Annotated in this window: 21 protein-coding genes; 12 read left to right on the top strand and 9 right to left on the bottom strand. The window is 66.4% G+C overall.

Annotated features, from left to right (window positions below):
- Positions 1–181: 181 nt before the first annotated feature.
- Positions 182–586: a polyketide cyclase gene (locus H276_RS0110305; protein ID WP_026356801.1), complete on the top strand. Its 405-nt coding sequence runs from the start codon at positions 182–184 to the stop codon at positions 584–586.
- Between the two features lie 10 nt (positions 587–596).
- On the opposite strand, the gene H276_RS0110300 is transcribed toward H276_RS0110305, so the two are convergent.
- Positions 597–1,037 (bottom strand): lipoprotein LpqH, encoded by a 441-nt coding sequence (locus H276_RS0110300; RefSeq protein ID WP_036460844.1) that lies wholly within the window; start codon positions 1,035–1,037, stop codon positions 597–599.
- Between the two features lie 127 nt (positions 1,038–1,164).
- Between H276_RS0110300 and ilvA the strand changes: the two genes are divergently transcribed.
- Positions 1,165–2,442 carry a threonine ammonia-lyase IlvA gene (ilvA, locus tag H276_RS0110295; RefSeq protein WP_026356799.1) on the top strand — a complete coding sequence of 426 codons (1,278 nt, stop codon included), beginning with the start codon at positions 1,165–1,167 and terminating at the stop codon, positions 2,440–2,442.
- Between the two features lie 4 nt (positions 2,443–2,446).
- On the opposite strand, the gene H276_RS0110290 is transcribed toward ilvA, so the two are convergent.
- From H276_RS0110290 to H276_RS0110270, 5 genes are all read right to left on the bottom strand, one after another.
- Positions 2,447–2,893 carry a hypothetical protein gene (locus tag H276_RS0110290; RefSeq protein WP_019971227.1) on the bottom strand — a complete coding sequence of 149 codons (447 nt, stop codon included), beginning with the start codon at positions 2,891–2,893 and terminating at the stop codon, positions 2,447–2,449.
- A 25-nt stretch (positions 2,894–2,918) separates the two neighbouring features.
- The gene (treZ, locus tag H276_RS0110285; RefSeq protein ID WP_019971226.1) at positions 2,919–4,691 is read right to left on the bottom strand and encodes a malto-oligosyltrehalose trehalohydrolase; all 1,773 of its coding nucleotides are present in this window, start codon (positions 4,689–4,691) and stop codon (positions 2,919–2,921) included.
- Positions 4,684–6,951: a malto-oligosyltrehalose synthase gene (gene treY, locus H276_RS0110280; protein WP_036460842.1), complete on the bottom strand. Its 2,268-nt coding sequence runs from the start codon at positions 6,949–6,951 to the stop codon at positions 4,684–4,686. The genes treZ and treY overlap by 8 nt, the downstream gene beginning before the upstream one ends.
- Before the next feature lie 3 nt (positions 6,952–6,954).
- Positions 6,955–9,096: a glycogen debranching protein GlgX gene (gene glgX, locus H276_RS0110275; RefSeq protein WP_026356797.1), complete on the bottom strand. Its 2,142-nt coding sequence runs from the start codon at positions 9,094–9,096 to the stop codon at positions 6,955–6,957.
- A gap of 62 nt (positions 9,097–9,158) precedes the next feature.
- Positions 9,159–11,330: an acyltransferase family protein gene (locus H276_RS0110270; protein ID WP_019971223.1), complete on the bottom strand. Its 2,172-nt coding sequence runs from the start codon at positions 11,328–11,330 to the stop codon at positions 9,159–9,161.
- Positions 11,331–11,421: 91 nt separating this feature from the next.
- Between H276_RS0110270 and H276_RS0110265 the strand changes: the two genes are divergently transcribed.
- From H276_RS0110265 to H276_RS0110250, 4 genes are all read left to right on the top strand, one after another.
- The gene (locus H276_RS0110265; protein WP_019971222.1) at positions 11,422–12,720 is read left to right on the top strand and encodes an adenosylmethionine--8-amino-7-oxononanoate transaminase; all 1,299 of its coding nucleotides are present in this window, start codon (positions 11,422–11,424) and stop codon (positions 12,718–12,720) included.
- 66 nt (positions 12,721–12,786) lie between these two features.
- Complete coding sequence (locus H276_RS0110260) at positions 12,787–13,935, top strand: 8-amino-7-oxononanoate synthase (protein WP_019971221.1); 1,149 nt, start codon at positions 12,787–12,789, stop codon at positions 13,933–13,935.
- Positions 13,932–14,615, top strand: coding sequence for a dethiobiotin synthase (gene bioD / locus H276_RS0110255; protein WP_019971220.1), 684 nt, complete (start codon positions 13,932–13,934; stop codon positions 14,613–14,615). The genes H276_RS0110260 and bioD overlap by 4 nt, the downstream gene beginning before the upstream one ends.
- A 56-nt stretch (positions 14,616–14,671) precedes the next feature.
- A complete protein-coding gene (locus H276_RS0110250; RefSeq protein WP_019971219.1) occupies positions 14,672–15,181 on the top strand; it encodes a 2'-5' RNA ligase family protein in 510 nt (169 codons plus the stop codon).
- A 45-nt stretch (positions 15,182–15,226) separates the two neighbouring features.
- Here H276_RS0110250 and H276_RS0110245 read toward each other — a convergent pair whose 3' ends face one another.
- Positions 15,227–15,829 (bottom strand): TetR family transcriptional regulator, encoded by a 603-nt coding sequence (locus tag H276_RS0110245; RefSeq protein ID WP_019971218.1) that lies wholly within the window; start codon positions 15,827–15,829, stop codon positions 15,227–15,229.
- A gap of 151 nt (positions 15,830–15,980) precedes the next feature.
- On the opposite strand from H276_RS0110245, the gene bioB reads away from it, so the two are divergent.
- Genes bioB through H276_RS0110230 form a run of 3 tightly spaced genes read left to right on the top strand, consistent with a single transcriptional unit; the run spans position 15,981 to position 17,933 of the window.
- Positions 15,981–16,973 (top strand): biotin synthase BioB, encoded by a 993-nt coding sequence (gene bioB / locus H276_RS0110240; RefSeq protein ID WP_196807886.1) that lies wholly within the window; start codon positions 15,981–15,983, stop codon positions 16,971–16,973.
- Between the two features lie 11 nt (positions 16,974–16,984).
- Positions 16,985–17,233, top strand: a complete 249-nt coding sequence (locus H276_RS0110235; protein ID WP_155943034.1) for a hypothetical protein — start codon at positions 16,985–16,987, stop codon at positions 17,231–17,233.
- Positions 17,234–17,261: 28 nt separating this feature from the next.
- The gene (locus H276_RS0110230; protein ID WP_019971215.1) at positions 17,262–17,933 is read left to right on the top strand and encodes a DUF2567 domain-containing protein; all 672 of its coding nucleotides are present in this window, start codon (positions 17,262–17,264) and stop codon (positions 17,931–17,933) included.
- 6 nt (positions 17,934–17,939) lie between these two features.
- On the opposite strand, the gene H276_RS0110225 is transcribed toward H276_RS0110230, so the two are convergent.
- Together H276_RS0110225 and H276_RS0110220 are read right to left on the bottom strand one after the other, a co-directional pair.
- Positions 17,940–19,271, bottom strand: coding sequence for a lipase family protein (locus H276_RS0110225; protein ID WP_019971214.1), 1,332 nt, complete (start codon positions 19,269–19,271; stop codon positions 17,940–17,942).
- 42 nt (positions 19,272–19,313) lie between these two features.
- Positions 19,314–20,006: an NUDIX domain-containing protein gene (locus tag H276_RS0110220; protein ID WP_019971213.1), complete on the bottom strand. Its 693-nt coding sequence runs from the start codon at positions 20,004–20,006 to the stop codon at positions 19,314–19,316.
- 47 nt (positions 20,007–20,053) lie between these two features.
- Here H276_RS0110220 and nadA point away from each other — a divergent pair, with 47 nt between their 5' ends.
- Genes nadA through nadC form a run of 3 tightly spaced genes read left to right on the top strand, consistent with a single transcriptional unit; the run spans position 20,054 to position 23,552 of the window.
- Positions 20,054–21,097, top strand: a complete 1,044-nt coding sequence (gene nadA, locus H276_RS0110215) for a quinolinate synthase NadA (RefSeq protein WP_019971212.1) — start codon at positions 20,054–20,056, stop codon at positions 21,095–21,097.
- Complete coding sequence (locus H276_RS0110210; RefSeq protein ID WP_019971211.1) at positions 21,094–22,695, top strand: L-aspartate oxidase; 1,602 nt, start codon at positions 21,094–21,096, stop codon at positions 22,693–22,695. Before nadA ends, H276_RS0110210 begins: the two co-directional genes overlap by 4 nt.
- Positions 22,695–23,552 carry a carboxylating nicotinate-nucleotide diphosphorylase gene (gene nadC, locus H276_RS0110205; protein WP_026356794.1) on the top strand — a complete coding sequence of 286 codons (858 nt, stop codon included), beginning with the start codon at positions 22,695–22,697 and terminating at the stop codon, positions 23,550–23,552. Before H276_RS0110210 ends, nadC begins: the two co-directional genes overlap by 1 nt.
- Positions 23,553–23,814: the final 262 nt, after the last annotated feature.

Below are 23,814 nucleotides of genomic sequence, written 5' to 3'. Positions count from 1 at the left end.
CACGTTGAACGATCAGCCCAAAATGTTTACCGCCCTGGCGATTACGCGTCTGGCAGTGGACAGCACCACCACGACGTGGACCACCAATCCGGTTTCGGCAACACCAGATGCCGAACACGATGATGGTGGTGACGAAGGTGGCTGCGTCGCTACCCAACAGGATCGCCCTACGCTGTGAAACATGCGGAGTTGTCATATCAGTGTCTGGATCGATGCCGCGCCCGAAGCGGTGTATGCGTTCGCCGCCGACCCGCACCAGTTGTCGCGCTGGGCCGCGGGTTTGGCCGGGGGCTCGCTGCGGCCGTCGGCCGACGGCTGGCTGGCGGATTCCCCGATGGGACAGGTGACCGTACAGTTCAGCCCGCCCAACACTTTCGGCGTGCTCGACCATGTGGTGCGGTTGCCGTCCGGTGAGGAGGTCTACAACCCCATGCGTGTGGTTGCCGCCAGCCCCGGGGCAGCACAGTGCGAGGTGGTGTTCACCGTGCGGCAGCGGCCGGGGGTCTCCGATGAGGACTTCGACACCGATATCGCCGCAGTGACCGCCGATCTTGAAACTCTTCGCGGCCTGCTCGAAGGTCGGTGACCGCAGGACTTCAGCAGTGCGCTTCCAGCCGGTACTGAACATCGGCCGGTCGGGTCGGGTGATCGTCATGGGCGCCGCGTGCCGTGCCGGTGATGGTGAACGTCGCCCCTTTGATACTGGCCTCGGTGGCGCCCTGCCGTCCTTCTGCCCAACTACCGGTGAAACCGTCGATGCCGCGGAGTCGGACCGCCTTGGGGGTGACGGCAGTTCCGGTCTCGACCATCGCAGTGAAACCCGGTTCCTTCTGCAGCGAATCGATGATCCACAGCCAGGCTCGCTGCGTGCAGTCGATCGGAAACGCGGTGGAAGACTGCTGGCCATTGATCGTGATCCGCGCGGTGTTCCCGCCGGCGGGAGGTCCGGGCGGGGTCGAACACGCGCTTACCACCAGAGCGGCGAGCACCACGGTGCGCGCCCCTACCGACCGGATCCGCCGTTGGGCGTGGCGCATGAGAATGGGTTTACCCCTTGTCTGCCTGTTTGGCCATAGTCGTGCGTATTCCGGATCGACTACGAGGCCCAGGTGTCTGTGCTCACCCCGGTGAAGTGAAACCGCTGGCCGGTGGCACTATTGACCGGTGACTGCCGAACTGAGCCCCCGTACGTCTGCGCCGCTTTGTGCGGCCGACATCGATGAGGCTGCCCGGCGAATTTCCGGCGTGGTCACGCAAAGCCCCCTGCAGATTTGCGAGCGGCTGTCCGAGGCCACCGGCGCAACGGTGTACCTCAAGCGCGAAGATCTGCAGGCAGTGCGGTCCTACAAGGTGCGTGGTGCCTTCAACCTGATGGCCCAGCTGTCCGAGGAGGAGAAGGCTGCGGGCGTGGTGTGCTCTTCGGCCGGAAACCATGCTCAGGGCTTCGCGATGGCGTGCCGGTCGATGGGTATCCACGGCCGGGTGTACGTGCCGGCCAAGACTCCCAAGCAGAAGCGTGACCGCATCCGATATCACGGCCGGGAGTTCATCGAGCTGATCGCCGTCGGGGCGACCTACGACCAGGCCGCTGCAGCGGCCCTTGACGACGTGGCGCGCACGGGCGCCACTCTCGTACCCCCGTACGACGACGTGCGCACCATGGCCGGACAGGGCACCATCGCCGCCGAATTGCTTGAGCAACTCGATGCCGAACCCGATCTGGTGATCGTGCCCGTCGGCGGCGGGGGTTGCATCTCCGGTATCACCACCTATCTGGCGGAGCGCACCACCAGCACATCGGTGCTCGGTGCCGAGCCGGCTGGTGCAGCGTCGATGATCGCGGCGCTGGCGGCGGGCGAGCCGGTCACCCTCGAGCATGTGGACCAGTTCGTCGACGGGGCCGCGGTCGCCCGGGCGGGTGCGCGGCCCTACGCCGCACTGGCGGCAGCCGGGGACATGGTGTCGATCACCACCGTCGACGAGGGCGCGGTCTGCACCGCGATGCTCGACCTGTACCAGAACGAGGGCATCATCGCCGAGCCGGCCGGTGCCCTGTCGGTGGCGGCCCTGCTGGAGGCCGACATCGAGCCCGGCTCCACCGTGGTCTGCCTGATTTCCGGTGGCAACAACGACGTCTCCCGATACAACGAGGTACTGGAACGGTCGCTGGTTCATCTGGGGCTCAAGCATTACTTCCTGGTCGATTTCCCACAGGAGCCCGGCGCGCTGCGGCGCTTCCTCGATGAGGTGCTCGGGCCTGGTGACGACATCACCCTCTTCGAGTACGTCAAACGCAACAACCGGGAGACCGGCGAGGCGCTGTGTGGGGTCCAGCTGAGCTCGGCTGCCGACCTGGAAGGTCTGCTGGCCCGGATGGGAGCCTCCGATATTCACGTCGAGTTGCTCGAGCCCGGATCCCCGACGTACCGCTACCTGACCTGAGCGGTCAGCCGGCGAGTCGCAGCGTCGGCCCCACCTCGAGCACCGCGTCGTCGTTGGCGCGGAAGATCGGTTCCAGCGGTACGTCGTATGCGGCGGCAGACACGGTCAGCAGCGATGCCCAGTCGCGGTCGAGGTTCGACACGGGGCCGCGTCCCGGCCGCGTGAGCAGCATGGCAACGGTGGCGCCGTCTTCCATCCCTCTCAGAACTCGCGGGAGTCGACTGACGATGTACTCGACCAGTCCCGGCTGCGGTCGGGCCCGCACCGGCACCTGGCTCATGGTCTTGTACATCCGACGGTCGCCGCCGACGAATCCGACCCACAGTAACCGTTGCCCGAACCCGAGATCACCCATGAGGGCGCGCCAACGCTCGCGCAAGTCGGCGGCGGAATGGATCGGGTCGGTGGCGGTTTCGATCGGCGGGATGGGCAGCAATTCATGATCACTCATGCCCGCATCATCGTCGCCAGGATGTCTAGCGGGGTAACGCGTTATCCACAGGCTCGGCGGTTGTGGACAGCGGTTTGACAGTGCGCAGAATCGCGAAAGAATGTCCGGCCAGCGTAGTGGCGTCGGGACCGACCGTCGGCGCGCCCCACGCCAGCACCAGGTCTCCGGTCACCGGGACGCTGGCGGCCGCTTCCCCCAGGTTGCAGGCGATGGCGAGGCTGCCACGGAGCAACACGATCCAGCGCTGCCGCTCATCGAACTCGATGTGCAGATGGTCAAGCCAGGGATCGGCGAGATCGGCCTCGTTGTGGCGCAGGCCGATCAGATCGTGGTAGAGCCGCCGTAACCGGCCGTGGTCGCCTTCGTCGATCTCGTCCCAGTTCAGTTTGGACCGCTCGAATGTCGCCGGATCCTGAGGATCGGGAATCTCGTCGGCATCCCAGCCGTGTTCGGCGAATTCGGCCTTGCGGCCTTCGGCCGTGGCACGAGCCAGTTCAGGTTCCGGGTGCGAGCTGAAGAATTGGAACGGCGACGACGAGCCCCACTCTTCGCCCATGAAAAGCATTGCAGTATAGGGAGATCCGAGTGCAAGTGCGGCCTTTACGGCGAGCTGCCCGGTGTCCAGCTGCTGCGACGGCCGGTCTCCGACCGCCCGGTTGCCGACCTGATCATGGGTCAGCGTGTAGGCCAGTAGCCGGGTGGCGGGAATGGTCGTGGTGTCCAGCGGGCGGCCGTGCCTGCGGTGCCGGAACGACGAGTAGGTGCCGGCGTGGAAGTAGCCGTTCTTGAGTGTGCTCGCCAAGGTCTGCAGTGACCCGAAATCGGCGTAGTAGCCCTGTCTTTCGCCCGAGACCGCAGTGTGGATGGCGTGGTGGATGTCGTCGTCCCACTGTGCGGTCAGTCCGTAGCCGCCACGATCCCGCGGGGTGATCAGGCGGGGGTCGTTGAGGTCGCTCTCGGCGATCAGCGACAGCGGCCGGCCGAGTTCTGCTGCCAGCGCGTCCGTTTCGGTGGCCAGTTCCTCCAGCAGGTGGATCGCGGTGTTGTCCATCAGCGCGTGTACGGCGTCCAGCCGCAGCCCGTCGGCGTGGAACTCCCGCATCCACCGCAGGGCACAGTCGAGGATGTAGCGACGTACTTCGTCTGCGTCGTTGCCGGACAGATTGATCGAGCTGCCCCACGGGTTGTGGCCGGCAGACAGGTACGGGCCGAACCGGGGGAGGTAGTTGCCGGACGGGCCGAGGTGGTTGAACACCGCGTCGATGAGGACACCGAGTCCGCGGGCATGGCAGGCGTCGATGAGCCGGATCAGGCCGTCGGGGCCGCCGTAGGGTTCGTGCACCGCATACCAGAGCACGCCGTCGTAGCCCCAGCCATACGTTCCGTTGAAGGCGTTGACCGGCATCAGCTCAATGAAGTCGACGCCGAGGGCGACCAGATAGTCGAGCTTTTCGATCGCTGCGTCGAAAGTCCCGGCCGGCGTGAACGTGCCGATGTGCAGTTCGTAGATCACCCCGCCCGCGATGGACTTGCCCGTCCAGTCGGCGTCGGTCCAGGCGTCCGGTCGAGCGCGCCACAGCCGGGAGCGTTCGTGCACGCCGTCGGGCTGGCGGGGTGAGCGCGGGTCCGGAACTACCTGCGGGTCGTCGTCAAGGATGAATCCATATCGGGCGTCAGCAGGGGCGTCCACATCGGTGCGCCACCAGCCGTCCTCGGTGCGGTTCATCTCGTGGCGGGCACCGTTCACGTCGAGCCGGACGCGTTCGGGCTTCGGCGCCCACACCGCGAATTCAGTCATTGTCGCGCACCAACAGTGCGACCGGCAGTTCGGCGAAAAGCCCGTCGGCGGGGACCGTCCCGCTGTGCTGTGCGCCGGTGAGCCGGTCGGCCCAGACACCGTCGGGAAGTGTGAGCGTGGTGTCTGCCCAACCGGTTTCGGCCAGACGGACGGTCCAGCGGCTGACGGCCACCAACACGTCGCTACCGCGTTGGAACGACACCACGTGCGCTGCGGCAGGTCCGTCGGCTCGTACCGGCCGGTAGCTGCCGCTCAGGAAGCTCTCCGGTCGTTCCCGGCGCAACCGTAACGCCGTGTTCGTCACTCGCAGTTTCTCTTCGCTGTTCTCCCGCAGTGCGCGACGACGCGCTGCGTAGTCGACGGGCCGGCGATTGTCCGGGTCGACCAGACTGTCCTCGGGGAATTCGGTGCCCTGGTACACGTCGGGCACACCCGGTGCGGTCAGCTGGATGAGCTTTTGGCCCAGAATGTCATTGCGGGTGTGGGCGTGCAGATGCGTCGTCAGGTTCGTCAGCCCGGCTGCGACCGGACCGTCGAGCACCTGATCGAGCCAATTGTGAACGGCTGCCTCGAAATCGGGGTCGGGGTCGTGCCAGGACGTGTGGACGCCCGCCTCCCTGATGGCCTTCTCGGCGTAGGCGTGCAGCCGGGTGCGTAACTCGTCGCTCACGACGCCGTCGGCCGGCCAGACACCGAAGATGTTCTGCCACAGGAACAACCCGGTGCCGGCATCCGGGGGCGGAGCCAACGCTGACCACTCACCGATCCGGTCGACCCACTCCGAGGACACCTGCGACAGCACCCCGATGCGGGCGCGCACATCCTCACCACGCTTGGTGTCGTGCGTGGTCAATGCGGTCATTGCCAACGGCCAGTGGCGGACCCGAGTTGCGGCCCGCTGATGGAATTCGGCGGCACTGACCCCGAACAGCGCCGGGTCGCCCCCGACCTCGTTGAGTGACACCAGACGTGCATCGCGGTAGAACAGGCAATCCTCGACCGACTTCGCGGTCGCCGCGCCACACAGCTGGTTGAACCGGGCCGCCGCTTCAGGGCTGGTCGACACCGCTGCCGCCACGATGGCCAACACGTCAGCCAATTCCGGTGTGGCCACCACTGTTTCGGCGAGGGCGACCGGCAGCACAGCGGCCAGTGCCGGATAGTCGCAGCGGTACACCGGGATCCGGCTGACCAGCGCCGCGACGGCTACGGGTAGACGGGCATCGCGGGCTCCCGTGGCAGCCGAGATGACGCGGCAGAGCCGGGCCAGCTCACTGGCCAGAGTGTCGGTGACGGTGGTGGTCTTGAGTTCGATCTCCGGGGCCGCGTCGTCCTGCGCCGCCAGTTTCGTCAGGGCGGCTGCCCCGGTGGGATCGACGAACAGACCGCCGACCTCCCGCAGCGCGTCGTAACCCGTGGTGCCGTCCACCGGCAACGAGGAGTCCAGGCTTTCGTCGGTGGCGAGGATCTTCTCCGCCACGATCCACGCCGTCGGCCCGGTCAGTTCGCGCAGCCAGGCGAGATATCCGGCGGGATCGGACAATCCGTCCGGGTGGTCGATGCGCACGCCGTCGACAAGCGACTCGTCAAACCACCGCCGGACCTCGGTGTGGGTGGCGTCGAACACCGTGCGGTCCTCCTGCCGCAGCGCGGCCAGCGACGTGATCGAGAAGAATCGGCGATACCCGCACTGTCCGGCGCGCCATCCGGTGAGCCGGTAATGCTGTCGGTCGTGCACCTGCACACCGGTGCCGTCGCCAGTGCCCGCGGCCACCGGCAGCACGAGATCGCCCAGCCGCAAAACGTCGCCGTCGACCTCCAGGTGTTCGGCGTCCTCGTCGGAACCCAAGATCGGCAACACGATCCGGCCGTTGTCGAGATCCCAGTCGATATCGAAGAACTGCGCGTAAGGGGAGTCGTGCCCGTTGGCGAGGACATCCCACCACCACCGGTTCTGCTCGGCATGGGAGACGCCGACGTGGTTGGGCACGATATCAACGATGAGGCCGATATTCCGTTTGCGCGCGGCGGCAGAGAGCCGGTGCAGCCCATCCGGCCCGCCCAGCGCCGGTGAGACCGCCGTCGGATCGGTGACGTCGTACCCGTGAGTCGAATCCGCGTCGGCGGTGAGGATCGGTGACAGGTATAGATGCGACACCCCGAGCTCGTCGAGATAGTCGAGCAGCGCCAACGCATCGTCGAACGTGAAGCAGTCGCCACGCATTTGGAGTCGGTACGTGGACAGGACGGGGAAGGTCACCGCTCAGGCCGTCTTCTTCAGGACGAGGAGCGAACGGGCTTGCAGCGAGATCTTCTCTCCGGCGGCCACGACCAGATCTGACGCGCCGGTCGGATCGGCGGTGTCGAACGTCGCAGTCCACTGGCTGGCGTAGTCGCCGTCCGGCGTGACGAAATCCTGAGTGTGGTCATTGGCGTTGAAGCACAGCAGAAATGAATCGTCGACCACACGCTCGCCTCGAGCATCGGGCGCCTCGATCGCATCGCCGTTGAGAAAAACTGCCACGCACGTACCCAGGCCCGTGCCCCAGTCATCCGGTGTCATCTCGGTTCCGGATGGAGTCAGCCACGCGATGTCACGCACCTGATCCCCACTGCGGATCGGTTTGCCCTCGAAGAACCTGCGGCGTTTGAAGACCGGGTGCTGCTTGCGGAATTTGACGATCTTGCGCGTGAACTCAAGCAGGTCGGCGTTGGTCTCGCACAACGACCAATCCATCCAGGACAGCTCCGAATCCTGGCAGTACACATTGTTGTTGCCCAGCTGGGTGCGGCCGATCTCGTCGCCGTGCGCGATCATCGGGGTCCCCTGCGAGAGCATCAGGGTCCCCATGATGTTGCGCATCTGCTTGGCGCGCAGCGTCAGGATGTCCGGGTCGTCGGTCGGTCCTTCGATGCCGCAGTTCCAGGACCGATTGTGGCTTTCGCCGTCGCGGTTGTCCTCGCCGTTGGCCATGTTGTGTTTCTCGTTGTAGGACACCAGGTCCCGCAGCGTGAACCCGTCGTGGCAGGTGACGAAGTTGATGCTGGCGCCGGGCCGGCGGCCCGTCGCCTCATAGAGGTCCGACGAACCGGTCAGCCGGGACGCGAACTCACCCAGGGTTGCGGACTCTCCCCGCCAGTAATCACGCATAGTGTCGCGGTATTTCCCGTTCCACTCGGTCCATAAACCTGGAAAATTTCCGACCTGGTAGCCGCCCTCGCCGACGTCCCACGGTTCGGCGATCAGCTTGACCTGGCTGACCACCGGATCTTGCTGCACCAGATCGAAGAACGCCGAAAGCCGGTCGACGTCGTAGAACTCGCGCGCCAGCGTCGAGGCCAGGTCGAAGCGGAACCCGTCGACGTGCATCTCCAGCACCCAGTACCGCAGCGAATCCATGATGAGCTGCAGGGTGTGCGGATGACGCGCGTTGAGGCTGTTGCCGGTCCCGGTGAAATCCTTGTAGAGCTCACGCTGGCCGTCCATCAGACGGTAGTAGCCGGCGTTGTCGATGCCGCGGAAGTTGATGGTCGGGCCCAGGTGGTTGCCTTCGGCGGTGTGGTTGTAGACCACGTCGAGGATCACCTCGATGCCCGCGTCGTGGAATGCCTTGACCATGGTCTTGAACTCGGCCACAGCGCCGCCCGCGTGTGGGTTGGCGGCGTACTGGTAGTGCGGCGCGAAAAACCCCACGGTGTTGTAACCCCAGTAATTGCGCAACCCCAGGTCCAGCAGCCGTTGATCGTGCATGAACTGATGCACGGGCATCAGTTCGATGGCCGTGACGTGCAGGGATTTGAGGTGCTCGATGATCACCGGATGGCTCAGGCCTGCATACGTTCCACGCAGCGCCTCAGGGATACCGTGGTGGGTCTGAGTCATGCCCTTGACGTGCGCCTCGTAGATCACCGTGTCGTGATACGGGGTCTTGGGTGCACGGTCGGATCCCCACTGGAAGAACGGATTGATCACCACGCTGGTCATGGTGTGGCCCAGCGAATCCACCTGCGGGGGAGTCCCGGTGCCGGGTGGCTCCGCGGTCAGGTCGTAGGAGAACAACGCCTGGGTGAAGTCGAAGTCGCCATGGAACGATTTGCCGTACGGGTCCAGCAGCAGCTTGCTGGGATCACATCGATGCCCGGCGCTCGGATCCCACGGACCGTAAACCCGGTATCCGTACCGCTGACCCGGGGTGATGGTCGGCAGATAGGCGTGCCACACGTATCCGTCGACCTCGTCGAGGTTGATCCGTTCCTCGGTGCCGTCCTTGGCGACCAGGCACAGTTCGACGCGTTCGGCGACCTCGGAGTAGAGGGAGAAGTTGGTTCCGGCACCGTCATAGGTCGAACCCAGCGGATAGGGGTCACCGGGCCAGACCGTCGACGTCGCGTGGGCCGGGGGCAGGGGCGGCTGGGTAGCGGGGGTCGGCTGGGTAGCGGAGGTCGGCTGGGTAGCGGAGGTCACTGTCACCACCACCCCGTGGTAGCCGCCATCTGGCGGCCGAGCTCACCCGTCATGGTTCTCATATACGTCGTAGAAATGTGATGAGAGTCGTGGTACAGCAATACATTTCCCTCCACCGCACGGCAATAGTCCTTACGGCACACCGCATTGCTCATGTCGAGTGGCTTCAAATTCGGGAACTGCTGGACAAAATCCAGTGTCGGGTTCCGGTCGGAAAGCACCTTGGACCGCTCCACGCCGCAGGAGACGGCGTTGCCGCCTTTGGCCAGGCAGTCGGATGGAAAGAACGGCTGACCGTTCCGTACCAGCCAGGGTGTGTCCCGCATGGCGAGAACGGGAATGTTGTTCTTGGACAGCGTGTCCCAAATGCCGATATAGGTGCTCGGCATTACATCGCCTGGTTTGATGTTCCACGGCCGGGTCGAGGTGGTGAACACATAGTCGGGCCGGTCGGTGATGAGCCGGGACATGACCTCGTCATTCCATTGGTGGCACTTCGGATACGGGTGGTTGTCGCCCATCACCAGAGGGACTTCCTCGGTGGTCAGCGGACAGCCCATCTTCAGGTACGTGACGACCTTGAAGTGGTGCGACTGGCCGAGCAGATCGAGTGCAGTGATCCAGTGCTCGGCGTGCGATCCGCCGGCCAGTGCGATGGTACGCGTTGCGTTCTTGTCACCGTAGGTGCACGTGATGACATCGGCGTTGGAGAAATCGCTGATGCAGCCTTCCAACGTGGTGGCCGGCAGATCGTCCTTGGCTTCCAGGACGGTCGGCCGCATGGGCAGCTTCGGCACCCGCTCGTGGTTGAGCAGCGCTCGGGCGCCGGGATAGTCCCGCGCCGACAACCCGGCCAGTTCCTTGCCGTTGGCCCGCTGCACGGTGACGTGTTCCCGCCAGGTGAACGACGTGGCGGTCAAGGCGACACCGAGCAGGGCGACCACGGAGCCCAGCACGATGGTCGGGCGTTTCAACCGAGCCTGTAGCGGGATGACCGGCGCGGGCGTGGCCGACTTCGTCGACCTCTGTAACCGCAGCGGCTCCTCGACGTAGTGGGTGGTGAGCCAAGCCAGCATTCCGGAGATCAGGAGCACAACTGCGCCCTCAAGGAAGCTGGTCCGCGTATGGCCGGTGTAGGACAGCCAGAAGATCAGCAGGGGCCAGTGCCACAGGTACAGCGAGTAGGCCATCGAGCCGAGTGAGACGAACGGCTTGGTTGCCAGCATCCGGTTGGGTGCCGGAAGTCGGTCATCCGACCCGGTGCCCGTCATCAGATTGGCTGCGGAGAGGATGAACAGCATCGTGGCCCCAACCGGGACCAGGGCCCACGGCCCAGGGAATTCCTTGACACCGTCGATGAATGCGCCGCAGGACAGGATCGCGGCCAGGGCAACCGTCGCGACCACGGTGCGCAGCCACATCGGCCACCGGACACGGGGCACGACCGCGCCGACCAGGGCGCCGAGCAGCAACTCCCAGGCACGCGCAAAGCTGTTGTAGTACGCGGTCGCCTGGTCGATGTTGTGGGCGATGATCGCGTACACGAAGGACGCGACGGTGAGCGTGCTCAGCAGCACGACGAATGCCGTGCGCAGGTGTCGACCGAAGACCTTCCGACCCAGGCAGGCAAATCCGAAGATCAGGGCAAGAAACGCGATATAGAACTGGCCTTGTACCGACATCGACCAGATGTGCTGCAGCGGGCTGACAGCTTCACCTGCGCGCAGATAGTTCGCTGCGGTGCTGGCCAGCTCCCAGTTCTGGTAGTAGCCCAAGCTTGCCAGGCTCTGGTCGGCAAATGTTTCCCAGCGGGTCTCCGGTTGGATCAGGATGGTCAGCACCGCTGCGGCCGCGAGCACTACGACCAGTGCCGGCAACAGCCGACGGACCAGTCGGATCACTTCGGGGACAGGGCGCAGCGACGCGCCAGGGGTGAGGGCGGTGCGCAACAACTTGCCGCCGAAAAAGAACCCCGACAACGCCAGAAAAACGTCCACACCACCGGAAACACGCCCGAACCAGACATGGAAAACAGCGACCAGCGCGATGGCGATACCGCGCAGGCCGTCCAGATCGTGCCGGTAGAAACCCGACTTCCGGGTCCCCATGGCGGCGGGGGTCGCGCGCGAGTCATCGGTGGTCGGCGCCGACCGGGCTGGGGCGAGGGTCATCATGGTCGAGGACAATTTACCTAATAACGTCGTGCCGCTCACATTTCACATGTCAACAACGTCGCGGGTGAGCAAAGCGATAGGCTGCCGCTCTGTGGCTGAGCTGACACCAGCCCAGATCAGTGCCATCGATGCGGCACACGTCTGGCACCCGTACAGCCCCGTCGGGTCCGAAGCGTTGACACCGGTGGTGGCCGTCGGTGCCAAGGGTGCCTGGCTGACCGTGATCGATCCCACTGACGGCGAGCAGATCGAAGTACTCGACGCGATGGCTTCCTGGTGGACGGCGGTGCACGGCCACGGGCACCCCGTCCTGGACCGGGCGATCACCCGCCAGATGACCACGATGAACCACGTCATGTTCGGCGGCCTCACCCATGAGCCGGCGGCGCGTCTGGCGCAGTTATTGGTAGAGCTGACCCCGGCCGGCCTTGACACTGTCTTCTTCAGCGACTCGGGTTCGGTTTCGGTCGAGGTGGCTGTGAAAATGGCGCTGCAGTACTGGCGCAGCGTCGGGCGTGTCGGCAAGCACCGCCTGATGACGTGGCGGGGTGGCTACCACGGCGACACGTTCACTCCGATGAGCGTGTGCGACCCCCACGGCGGCATGCATTCACTGTGGACCGACGTGTTGGTCGACCAGGAGTTCGCACCGCAGGTGCCCAGTGGTTACGACCCCGCCTATAGCGCGGCGTTCGAGCGGCAGCTCGCCGAGCGCGCCGACGAGATCGCCGCGGTGATCGTCGAGCCGGTCGTGCAGGGTGCAGGCGGTATGCGGTTCCACGATCCGCGCTACCTGTCGGATCTGCGCGCGGCCTGCGATCGCCACGGCGTGCTGCTGATCTTCGACGAGATCGCCACCGGTTTCGGTCGCACCGGCGAGTTGTTCGCCGCGAACCATGCCGGAGTCAGCCCCGACATCATGTGCGTCGGCAAGGCACTGACCGGCGGCTACATCACCCTGGCCGCCACCCTGTGCACGGCCACAGTCGCGCAGACGATCAGCTCGGGGGAGCCGGGTGCGCTCATGCACGGGCCCACCTTCATGGCGAACGCACTGGCCTGCGCGGTCGGCGTGGCCGCGGTGGAACTGCTGATCGACAGCGACTGGCGCACTCAGGTGCGCACCATCGAGGCAAGGCTGCAAGAGGGCCTGGCTCCTGCTCGCGACCTCGACGGCGTCGCCGATGTGCGGGTGCTCGGCGCGATCGGTGTGGTGGAGATGAAGCAACCGGTTGATATGAGGGTGGCGACCGCGGCTGCATTGCGTCACCGAGTCTGGCTGCGCCCATTTCGCAACCTGGTCTATGCGATGCCGCCGTATATCTGCACCCCCGGTGAGATCGAACAGATCACCGCGGCGATGGTCGGCGTCGCGCGTGCACTAGCCTGAACGGTGTTCAATTGTCGGCACCGCCGACGCGTTCAATTTGTCGGCACGCCACCGAGGAGCATCAAGGTGACCCGCACGGATCTTTCCCCGTTGTCCTGGCTGGCCGACGTCGAACAGCAGCGCCGGGCCGACGGATTGCGACGCGAATTGCGGGTCCGCCCACCGGTCGGGGCTGAGCTCGACCTGGCCTCCAACGACTACCTGGGTTTGTCGCAGCACCCTGACGTGCTCGACGGCGGGGTCGAGGCATTGCGTACCTGGGGTGCCGGCGCCGGCGGATCGCGCCTGGTGACCGGTAACACCGAACTGCATGAGGAGTTCGAGAACGCCCTCGCCGGGTTCGTCGGTGCCGAGTCCGCCCTGGTCTTTTCGTCGGGGTACACCGCGAATCTCGGGGCTGTCGTGGCGCTGTCCGGACCCGGCTCGCTGGTGGTGTCCGATGCGTTGACCCACGCGTCGCTGGTCGACGCGTGCCGGCTCTCGCGCGCCCGGGTGGTGGTCTCACCGCATCGCGACGTGGCCGCGGTCGAGGCCGCGCTTGGTGGGCGCGCCGAAAAGCGTGCGGTCGTGGTGACCGAGTCGGTGTTCAGCGCCGACGGTGTGCTGGCCCCGCTGCGCGAACTGGACGCGGTGTGCCGTCGCCACGGCGCGCTGCTGATCGTCGACGAGGCGCATGGTCTCGGTGTCCGCGGTACCGGCGGACAGGGGCTGCTGCATGAGGTGGGGCTGGCGGGAGCGCCCGACGTGGTCATGACGACCACGCTGTCGAAGGCGCTGGGCAGCCAGGGGGGCGTGGTTCTCGGGCCCGAGGCGGTGCGGGCCCACCTGATCGACGCGGCCCGGCCGTTCATCTTCGACACCGGGCTGGCGCCGGCCGCCGTCGGCGCCGCGTACGCGGCGCTGCGTGTGCTGATCGCCGAGCCGCAGCGGGCCCAGGCAGTGTTGACCCACGCTGCCGAGTTGGCCCGGATCTCGGGTGTGACGGGCGCCCCCGACTCCGCGGTGGTGTCGGTGATTCTCGGCGAGCCCGAAGTTGCTTTCGCTGCCGCCATGGCTTGTCTGGAACGGGGCGTGCGGGTGGGCTGCTTCCGTCCCCCGACCGTCCCGGCCGGAACCTCGCGCCTGCGGCTGACCGCGCGAGCTTCGCTGTCCGACGACGAGATGGAGCTGGCGCGGCGGGTGCTGACCGAGGTGCTCGCGGCCGCCCGCCCATGAGCATCGTCATCGTCACCGGCACTGACACCGGCGTCGGGAAAACCGTAGGCACTGCGGCACTGGCGTGCGCAGCCCGGCTCGCAGGCAGCGATGTGGCCGTGTGCAAACCGGTGCAGACCGGGACCGCCGACGGCGACGACGACCTCGGTGAAGTCCGCAGGCTTGCCGGAGTCGCCGCGCTTCACGGGGACTGGCGCTATCCCGAACCACTGGCGCCCGAGGCGGCCGCACAACGGGCGGGACTGACGCTGCCCACCCGCGCCGAACTGGTCACGGCGACGCTTTCCGTGGACGCGCCCGGGCGGTTGACCCTGGTGGAGGGAGCCGGCGGGCTGCTGGTGCGGATCGGCGCGGACGGCGTGACACTACGCGACCTCGCGGCCGAACTGTCCGCACCCGTGCTGATTGTGGTCCGCGCCGGTCTCGGCACTCTCAACCACACTGAACTGACTCTTGAATCGCTTGCAGGGCAAGGTATTCCATGTGCGGGTTTGGTGATCGGCGCTTGGCCCGCGCAACCCGGCCCGGCCGAGGAAGGCAACCTCACGGAGTTGGCCCGGCTGGCGCCGCTACGCGCAGTACTGCCCGCCGGCGCTGGGACCGTGACTGCCGACGAGTTCGACGCGATCAGCGCTAGCGCGTTCGACCGAGGGTGGATCGAGAGCCTGTGCGGCCGATGAGCGCTTGCGCGAAGAGGAAATGGGCATGATGAGCGCTTGCGCGAAGAGCGACTAGCGTGGTGCATTCCGTCGAGTTCGTGTTCGACGCCGATACCGAGGCAGTGGTCCGCGGTATCTGGGACGGACTGCGTGAGGCCGGGATCCCCAGCCAGGCGCCGGCGAGCCGGCCACACGCGACGCTGACGGTAGCCCAACACATCGACCCGGCGGTCGAGACGGTCTTACTGCCGATCGCCGACCGCTTCCCGCTGCCCTGTCATGTGGGCGCCACACTGATCTTCGGGCGGTCGGCCGACGTGCTCGGTCGGCTGTTGCTGCCTTCGCCGGAGCTCCTCGATGTGCATGCCCACATCTATCGGTCCTGCCTACCGCTGATGACGCCGGGTCCGATGCCGCACACCGAACCAGGGCACTGGACTCCACATGTCACGCTGGCCCGCCGGATCTCCCCGGCAAAGCTCGCCGCGGCGCTGCGGATCGCTGGCCGGCCGCGAGAGATCACCGGCGAGATCACGGGTCTGCGGCGATGGGACGGCGACCACAGGACGGAGCACCTGATCGGCTGACCTGCGATCGAACTCCACTGCGGCCAGATCGCTTGCGGCCGTGTGCTATTCGAAGTGCAGCTGCAGCGCGCCAAGGTCAGCGCCGTGCACGCCGAGTCCGTCGACGAGCAGTTGCAGCCCAAATGTGAACTCGCGGCCGGTATCGGCCATCAACACCGACTGCTCGTCGGTGAGCGCGCCGGCCGCATCCCACTGCAGCCGGGACTGCTCGTCGACGGTGAATCCGAGGACGTAATACATCACGGTGCGAGCTGCGGGTTGGGCGTCTTGCTCCGCCACACCGGCGTCACGGGCAGCCTCGGTGAGTTGCGCGACGATCGCGGCGGCGCGGGCCGACTGACCGGCCGCGAAGCTGGACGATACGAGCTCGGCGCCGTCGGTGTGCGACAGCAGAGCGTTTCGCAGGGCCGCGCAGATCTCGTGGATCCGGTCGCGCCACGCGAAGGCCTCCGCATCGGTGCCGGCGGGCTCCAGAATGCGGTCTGCCACGGCCCCGAGCAACTCCTGCTTGTTGGCAAAGTGCCAGTACAGCGCGCCCGGGCTGACGTTGAGTTCGCGGGCCAGTCGCCGCATGGTCAGGTCCGCGACGCCGTAGCTGTCGAGGATGGCCGCCGCCGCATCCACCACGTCGGGTTTGTGGAGTTGCACGCCGCTACCCTAACCTGAACGGTGTTCAACTGTCGGCACCGCCGACGTGTTCAACTGTCAGCACCGCCGCAGCGTTCAACTGCCGGCACCGCCGACGTGTGCGTGTGTAAGTCGACGATCCTCAGGAGGAACCACCGTGACGCAGGCGGCCGTGGATGTGCTGAGTGTGGCCCGCGAACAGGTCCTGGAGCGTGGCGTGGGCCTCGATCAGGACCAGACGCTGCACGTGCTGCAGCTGCCCGATGAGCACCTCGAGGAACTTCTCGCTCTGGCGCACGAGGTCCGGATGAAGTGGTGCGGACCTGACGTCGAGGTCGAGGGGATCATCAGCCTCAAGACCGGTGGCTGCCCTGAGGATTGCCATTTCTGTTCTCAGTCGGGGCTTTTCGCCTCACCGGTGCGCAGCGCCTGGCTGGATATCCCGAGCCTGGTGGAGGCGGCTAAGCAGACTGCGAAGACCGGCGCGACCGAGTTCTGCATCGTCGCGGCGGTCCGTGGCCCGGACGAGCGGTTGCTGGCTCAGGTGGCCGCCGGCATCGAGGCAATCCGCAACGAGGTTGACATCCAGATCGCCTGCTCGCTGGGCATGCTGTCCGAAGACCAGGTGCAACGGCTCTCCGAGATGGGCGTGCACCGCTACAACCACAACCTGGAGACCGCGCGCTCGTTCTTCACCAACGTCGTGACCACCCACAGCTGGGAAGAGCGTTGGGATACCTTGCGCATGGTCCGCGAGGCCGGCATGGAGGTGTGCTGCGGCGGCATCCTCGGTATGGGAGAGACGCTGGAGCAGCGCGCCGAGTTCGCGGCGAATTTGGCCGAGCTGGATCCGCACGAGGTGCCGTTGAACTTCCTCAACCCGCGCCCGGGTACTCCCTTCGGCGACCTGGAGGTGCTGCCCGCCTCTGAGGCGCTCAAGGCAGTCGCGGCGTTCCGGCTGGCGTTGCCACGCACCATGCTGCGCTTCGCCGGCGGCCGGGAGATCACGCTGGGTGACCTCGGCGCCAAGCAGGGCATCCTGGGCGGCATCAACGCCGTGATCGTCGGCAACTACCTGACCACGCTGGGCCGTCCGGCCGAGGCGGATCTGGAACTGCTCGATGATCTGCAGATGCCGATCAAGGCTCTCAACGCCACCCTGTAGAACTGTGGGTGATGATTAGCGAGATGCCGGCGCTGCCCGCGCCCGTCAGCGCCGGTGTGTACAACGTCTACACCGGAGTCGAGGTCAACGCGGTGGCTGGCGCGGCAGTTCCGACCGCCGCGCAGTTGGGCCTTGAGCCGCCACGGTTCTGCGCCGGATGTGGCCGCCGCATGATTGTGCAGGTGCGCCCAGATGGTTGGTGGGCGAAGTGCTCGCGGCACGGAGTGGTGGACTCGAAGGACCTCGAGGCTGAACGATGAGCGCTTGCGCGAAGAGCCGAGTACCGCGATGAGCATGCCCGCCGAAGAGCCCGCAAGCGTTTTCGTCACTGTGACCGATGATGCTCTCGCCCCGCATATTTCACGACAGCGCGCAGTGGTGACGGTCGTCGCGGCGCTGGCGGTGGCGGGCGCGGTCGTCGGTGCGCTGTGGGCGTGGTTGGCGCCGCCGATCCACGGAGTGGTGGCGTTGACGCGCAGCGGCGATCGGGTCCAGGCCTACCTCGGCAGCGAGTCCGACAACTTCTTCATCGCGGCGTTTGTGTTCGTCGGTTTCGTGGTGGTGCTGTCGGTGGTGGCGGCCGTGCTGGTGTGGCAGTGGCGCGAGCACCGCGGCCCGGTGCTCGTCGGGGCACTGGCCGTCGGATGTGCGGTGTCGGCTGCGACTGCGGCCGGCGTGGGCGTCGCTCTGGCACATCTGCGGTACGGCACTATCGACGTGCTCGGAGCTCCGGTCACTCCCGAACATCGCGTGCACTATGTCGTGGAAGCTCCTCCGGTGTTCTTCGGGCACGGCCCGCTGCAGATCGCCACGACGATCCTGTTCCCGGCGGCCGTCGCAGCGTTGGTCTATGCCTTGATGGCGGTTTCCGCAGCTCGTGACGATCTGGGCGCATGGCCGCCCGAGGACACGACCGCCTATCCGGTGCTGCCGGCCACGGTGGGCCAACCCGGGGCGTGAGACGGCTCAGAGCGGCCGGTGTCGCACTGTCCGGCCGGTGACCATCTTGATGCCGACGCCGGCGAGCCGGGCCATCCCCACGTAGGTCATGGGGTTGAGCAGCGTCGGCCATTTGGTTCGCACCATGTGCTCGCTGAGCGGGCGCTCGGCGAACCGGTCCACCAGCCAGCGCAGCGCCATCGGGGCTGACATGGGATGCAGCAGCAGATGGTCGCAGAACATGTCGCGGTGGTAGGTGACATCGGTGCCACCCGTGGCGTACACGTCGGCGAGGGCGTCGATGTCGTCGACCGAGATGATTTCGTCGTGCACGGCCTGGACGATGAGCACCGGCGGCCGCGGAGCAGCAGTCCCGAGCTTGATGTCATCGAACACGTCACTGACCTCGGGCATGGCGAGGATCTCTTCCAGCGGCATGTCCACGAGATCGTCCATGTCGGTGCCGATGAGGCGCAGAACGGCTTCCACAGTGGTCATCCGGTGCAGCCGGTCCAGCAGGTTGCGGCCTTCGCGGGTGGCGTGTTCGGCGATGACGCGGTTGAGCTCCGGGTAGATGTCGGCGAGCGCGGCGACCACCAGTGCGGGCAGGCCGGAGAAAATGGTGCCGTTCAGCTTGCGGAAGGTATTTCCGAGATCGCCGACTGGCGAGCCAAGGACAGCGCCGACGATGTTGAGTTCGGGCGCATAGGATTCACAGGTCTCCGCGGCCCAGCCGGTGGCGAGCCCACCGCCCGAGTAGCCCCACAGACCTATGCGGGCCTCCGGAGAGAGACCGAGGTGTTCGGATTCCAGCGCGGCCCGCAGCCCGTCGAGAATGCGATAGCCGGGCTCGTAGGGCGCACCCCACATCCCTCGGATGCCTTCGTGGTCAGGGATCGACACCGCCCAACCCTGGGCCACCGCAGCGGTGATCAGCAGGAGTTCGAGTTGGGCCAACGATCCGGTGGCCTTGGCGTGGCGGCGCAACGCGTACGACGGGAAACAGCGCCCGGTGATGGCGTCGATTGCGCATTGGTAGGACACCAGCGGACAGTCCGGTTCGGCATCGGGCGGAATGATCACCGTGGTGACTGCGGCTTCGGGGACCCCGTTGCGGTCGGTCGACCGATAGAGCAGTTGTGTGGCGTGCAGACGCTGCGGGATGAACCCGAGGAAGGACAGCTCCACGTCGCGGCTGCGCAGCACGGTGCCGGGAGCGGCGTGCTGGAAGCCGGCTGGTGGTGTGTAGAACGGATCGTCGGCCGGCAGCTGAGGCCGGGCAGCGCGATCGAGCTCCTCGTGCGGGGTACGACCGATCCACTCGGCGCCCGTCAAGTCGGCGACACTGCCCAAGTTCATCCCGGCATTCTTGCTTAAGAAGGGTCTAAGAATCCAGCCGGGTCACCCAGGCGGGCGTAGTGCGGCGAATTCGTCGGTCACGCGATAGTGCGATTCGGTGAAGCGGTACAGCGCTGCCGGGCGCCCTCCGCTGCGCCCCGAGCGGGCAGTGGTACCGGTGCGGGTGATGACGTTGCGGCGTTCGAGGACCCGTTGCAGGTTGGTTGTGTCGACCTGGTAGCCGAGCGCGGCACCGTACACGTCGCGCAATGTCGAGAGGGCGAATTCCGTTGGCGCCAAGGCAAACCCGATGTTGGTGTAGGACATCTTCGCGACCAGGCGGGCCTGCGCGTGTTCGACCATCGGGGCGTGGTCGAAGGCCATCGGGGGCAGGTCGTGGACCGGGTGCCATCGGGTGTCCGGAGGCAGTTCCGGCATGGCGGGGGAGGGCACCAGCCCCAGGAACGTCGATGCGATCGTGCGGACTCCGGGAACGCGGCCCGGCGCGGAGAACACCGCGAGTTGTTCCAGGTGGGCCAATTGTTGCAGGTCCACTTTCTCGGCAAGCTGGCGGCGGACCGAGCTGGTCAGATCCTCGTCCTCACCCAACCGGCCGCCGGGCAGGGACCACTTGCCGCGTTCGGGTTCACGGGCACGCTGCCATAGCAGCACGTTGAGCACCGGTTGCCGGGAGTCGAGGCCGCGAACCTGGAACACGACGGCGAGCACTTCATGCTCGGTGCTACCATGTGACATGTTTTCGATTATAAGTCGAAAACCTGGATTGGATTGAGGAGGCCGCCGTGACGGTTCTCGATAGCACGACTGCGGGGGAGTTGGCCGACATGATCGTGGCCGGTCCCGACGGCTATACCGGCGTGGTCGGTGACGAGCGCTGGGCCGCCGAGATTCGTCGGCTTGTCGACCAGCGTGGCGCGACGCTGTTGGCGCACAACTACCAGCTGCCTGAGATTCAGGACGTCGCCGACCATGTCGGCGATTCGTTGGCGCTGTCCCGCATCGCTGCCGACGCTCCCGAGGACACCATCGTGTTCTGCGGCGTGCATTTCATGGCCGAGACCGCCAAGATCCTCAGCCCGGCCAAGACTGTCCTGATTCCCGATCAGCGTGCGGGCTGCTCGTTGGCTGATTCGATCACCGTCGAGCAACTGCGGGCATGGAAGGACGAGTATCCCGACGCCGTCGTCGTGTCCTATGTCAACACGACCGCAGCGGTGAAGGCGCTCACCGACATCTGCTGCACGTCCGCGAATGCCGTCGACGTCGTCGCTTCCATTCCCGCGGACCGCGAAGTGCTGTTCTGCCCCGACCAGTTCCTCGGAGCGCACGTCCGGCGCGTCACCGGCCGCACGAACATGCACATCTGGGCCGGTGAATGCCACGTGCACGCCGGCATCAACGGTGACGAACTTGCCGACCAGGCGCGCTCGCACCCGGATGCCGAACTGTTCGTGCACCCCGAATGCGGTTGTGCCACTTCGGCGTTGTACCTGGCTGGCGAAGGGGCGGTGCCCGAGGAGCGGGTGAAGATCCTGTCCACCGGCGGCATGCTGGACGCAGCGCGAGAAACCCGGGCGCACGAGGTGTTGGTGGCCACCGAGATCGGCATGCTGCACCAGTTGCGTCGCGCCGCACCGGAAATCGACTTTCTGGCGGTCAACGACCGGGCGTCCTGCCGGTACATGAAGATGATCACGCCGGCAGCCCTGCTGAGGTGCCTGATCGACGGGGCCGACGAGGTGCACGTCGATCCCGAAACTGCCCGCCTGGGCCGCGCCAGTGTGCAACGGATGATTGCCATCGGCCAACCCGGCGGCGGCGAGTGAGCGCGTTGTCGGCTCGCATCGCCGGCCGCCCGTTCGTCTGCGGTACGGCGACGCTGTGGCAACAGCGCGCCGATGTCGTGGTGATCGGCACCGGGGTTGCGGGCTTGGTGGCGGCGCTCGCCGCGCACCGACGGGGCCGACGGGTCGTGGTGCTCAGCAAGAGCGGCGAGACCGCGACCAGCTATGCCCAGGGTGGCATAGCCGTTGCGATGCCTGGCAACGACGATTCGATCGAGGCGCACGTCGCCGACACCTTGGCGGCCGGGGGCGGTTTGTGCGATCACGACGCGGTGCGTTCGATCGTCGCCGACGGCTACCGCGCCGTGGCTGACCTGGTCGGCGACGGTGCACGGTTCGACGAGACCACTCCCGGCCGATGGGCACTGACCCGCGAAGGTGGACATACCCGGTACCGCATCATCCACGCCGGCGGCGATGCCACGGGCGCGGAAGTGCAACGCGCCCTCGACGTCGCGGCGACCAACCTGGACATCCGGCGTCATCACGTTGCACTGCAGGTTCTCCACGACGGTTCCGTAGTCACCGGCGTACTCGTGCACAACCAGGACGGCATCGGCATCCTGCACGCGCCGTCGGTGATCCTGGCCACTGGTGGTCTTGGGCATCTGTATTCGGCCACCACCAATCCCGAGGGTTCGACAGGCGACGGCATCGCTCTGGCACTGTGGGCCGGGGTGGCGGTGGCCGACATCGAATTCGTCCAGTTCCACCCGACCATGCTGTTCACCGGTCGCGCCGGTGGCTCGCTGCCGCTGGTAACTGAGGCGATCCGTGGTGAAGGCGCTGTTCTCGTTGATTCACAAGGTCGTTCGGTGACCGACGGGGTCCACCCGATGGGCGATCTGGCGCCGCGCGACGTGGTGGCAGCTGCCATCGACGCCCGTCTGACCGCCACCGGGGACCCGTGCGTATATCTCGACGCTCGCAGCATCAACGATTTCCGGCGTCGGTTTCCGACCGTCACGGCATCGTGCGCCGTAGCCGGAATCGACCCGACCCGTGAACCGATCCCGGTGGTACCCGGTGCGCACTACAGCTGTGGCGGCGTGGCCACCGACGTGCACGGCCGCACTGAACTACCCGGCTTGTTCGCCGCGGGCGAAGTGGCCCGCACCGGTATGCACGGCGCCAACCGGCTGGCCTCCAACAGCCTGCTCGAGGGGCTCGTGGTGGGAGGTCGTGCCGGACGTATCGCGGCCGACCATGCGGCACAGGTCGGGTCGGTCCGCGCGCAGGCCCCGCGGGACCGTCGCCTCGACATCGTCGACCGCGAGCTGCTCCAGCACGCGATGTCCACTCATGCGTCCGTGGTCCGCGACGCCGCTGGGCTGGGTCGCCTTGGTGAGGTGCTGGCTACAGCGCATCAACGGGAAGCTCTGAACCGCAGGAGTTTTGAAGACGCGACACTCACCATGGCGGCGCGGGCGGTGGCCGCCTCGGCGCTCGCCCGTACCGAATCGCGAGGCTGCCACCACCGTGCCGACTTCCCCGAAGCCGACCAGATCCAGGAGCATCCGTTGAGCATTCGACACGGTGCCGACGGCATCATCGTCGCGACACCGACAACGGTGTGCTGATGGCACTTTCGGAATCCGAGCTCATCGAGGCCAGGGCCACGATCGCTGGTGCACTGCGGGAGGATCTGCGCTACGGCCCCGACGTCACCACCCAGGCGACCGTGCCGGCCTCGTCGTTGACCACGGCGTCGGTGGTCAACCGCGAGGCGGGAGTCGTCGCTGGCGTCGACATCGCCCTGCTGGTACTCGACGAAGTGATCGGGCCCGACGGATACCGGGTGATCCACCGCGTCGACGATGGAGCCCGGCTGGACGCCCAGTCGCCCGTGCTGACTGTGGAGGCGCCGACCCGACAGCTGCTCACCGCTGAGCGCACGATGCTCAACCTGGTGTGCCACCTGTCCGGCATCGCCACCGCGACCGCGGCCTGGGTAGATGCGGTGGCCGGCACGAACGCCAAGATCCGCGACACCCGCAAGACGCTGCCCGGCCTGCGTGCGCTGCAGAAATATGCGGTCCGCGTCGGCGGCGGCGTCAATCACCGGATGGGGTTGGGTGACGCCGCGCTGATCAAGGACAACCACGTGGCGGCGGCCGGGTCGGTGTTGGCGGCATTGCAGGCCGTGCGTGCCGCTGCGCCCGAGCTGCCCTGCGAGGTCGAGGTGGATTCGCTCGAGCAACTCGACGATGTGCTCTCGGCCGGTGCGGAACTGGTTCTTCTGGACAACTTCCCGGTTTGGCAGACCCAGATCGCCGTGCAGCGACGGGACTCCCGGTCGTCGATGACAAAGCTCGAATCCTCGGGCGGCCTCACGCTGGATACCGCAGCGGAGTACGCCGGCACCGGCGTCGACTATCTCGCAGTGGGTGCGCTCACGCACTCGGTGCGGGTGCTTGACCTGGGATTGGACATCTGAGTTTCGGTACGGATTCAGGCCGAGTCACATGTGTCACAACAGTCACTGTCCCGAACCCATAGTGGTGTTGCCCGACTGTTGGCGACAAAGTCGCGGAAACCGCCTCATGAGCACTACCATTCACTGCTGACCCAACCGGCCAATCCCACTGGCCACGGCAGTACCGCCAGCCGCAGCAGTCCCAGATTTAGGTTTGCCCGCCTATTCGCGACTTTGTCGCTCGCAGCCGGGCGCCTGTTGCCTCGTGTCAATATGCCCGCGG

The organism is Mycobacterium sp. 141 (assembly GCF_000382405.1).
Classification (GTDB): domain Bacteria; phylum Actinomycetota; class Actinomycetes; order Mycobacteriales; family Mycobacteriaceae; genus Mycobacterium.
This window is presented reverse-complemented; position numbering and strand designations above follow the sequence as displayed.